General features: G+C 68.3%; 2 protein-coding genes. Both read left to right on the top strand.

What is annotated here, in order from left to right; translation table 11 throughout:
* Nucleotides 1–277 precede the first annotated feature (277 nt).
* Entirely contained in the window at nt 278–883 is a 606-nt protein-coding gene (locus tag FV228_RS30260) for a sulfite oxidase-like oxidoreductase (RefSeq protein WP_147857793.1), read from the top strand.
* On the top strand, nt 858–1,216 hold a 359-nt coding region (locus FV228_RS30255), incomplete at its 3' end, for an FAD-binding oxidoreductase (protein WP_246694088.1). The genes FV228_RS30260 and FV228_RS30255, both read left to right, overlap by 26 nt.

The following is a 1,216-nucleotide window of genomic DNA, read 5'->3' as shown; positions in this document are numbered from 1 at the left end:
GAGCACGCCGAGGGCCGCGGCGCCGCCGGCGCCGATCCCGTCACGGGCCTGGGCGGCCGGAGAGAGGGTGGCGAGGCTCCCGACGATGAGGCTCGTCGCGAGAAGGTACTTCATGACATTCCCCCTGATGGGTGCGATTCGGTCAGGCGTAGGCTGACTACCACACCTCAGCTTTGGGGCGTTTGTTCGGCCGCACATCGCGACTTGACGTGGGGTGTTCCGACGCACCAAACCCGGATCGGACGCATCAAAACAACAACCGCGAGCGGAGGCCGGCATGGTGACACGGGGCTTCGTCGGGCGCAGGCAGCCGCCCGAGACGGGCGCGCGCATCCCGCCCGGCCAATATCTCACCGAGGATTTCCCGATCCTGCAGATCGGCCCCAACCCGACCGTGGATCCGGCCACCTGGCGGTTCACGCTGCGTGAGGGCTCTCGGCCGATCAAGACGTGGAGCTGGGAAGAATTCGAGGCTCTGCCCCGCACCACCTGGCAGGGGGACATCCACTGCGTCACCAAGTGGTCGAAGTTCGACACCGCCTGGAAGGGCGTGAGCTTCGACGACCTGCTGGCCGATGCCGGCATCGCGGCGCCGACCGGGTATCTCCTGGCGGAATCCTACGACGACTACACCACCAACATGCCGGTGGCCGACCTCGTGAACGGTCAAGCCATGGTGGCGACGCGCTATGCCGGCCAGCCGATCCACCCGGATCACGGCGGCCCGGCGCGGCTGCTCGTGCCGCACCTCTATTTCTGGAAGAGCGCCAAATGGGTGAAGGGCCTTCGCTTCACTCAGACCGATACCGCCGGCTTCTGGGAGTTGCGCGGGTATCACATGTACGGGGATCCCTGGCGTGAGCAGCGCTACACTGGTGACTGAGCCGATCGTCTTCCGCTGGCACCAGGCCGAGATCACCGCAATCGCGCCCGTCACCCCGCAGGTGAAGAGCTTTCGGCTGCGCTGCGCCATCGCGCAGGCCTACCGGGCCGGCCAGCACGTCGACGTCCGCCTGACCGCCGAGGACGGCTACCAGGCTCAGCGCAGCTACTCGATCGCCTCGGCGCCCGACGGCAGCGGCACCCTCGAGCTGATGGTCGAGGCGCTGCCCGACGGCGAGGTCTCGGGCTGGTTCTCGGAGGCCGCCGAGGTCGGCGACCGGGTCGAGCTGCGCGGGCCGATCGGCGGCTCGTTCTCCTGGGACGGCCCGGATGG

The organism is Methylobacterium sp. WL18, assembly GCF_008040015.1.
GTDB lineage: Bacteria > Pseudomonadota > Alphaproteobacteria > Rhizobiales > Beijerinckiaceae > Methylobacterium > Methylobacterium mesophilicum.
Note: the sequence above shows the minus strand (reverse complement) of the source record. Positions and strands in the feature narration are given on the sequence as shown.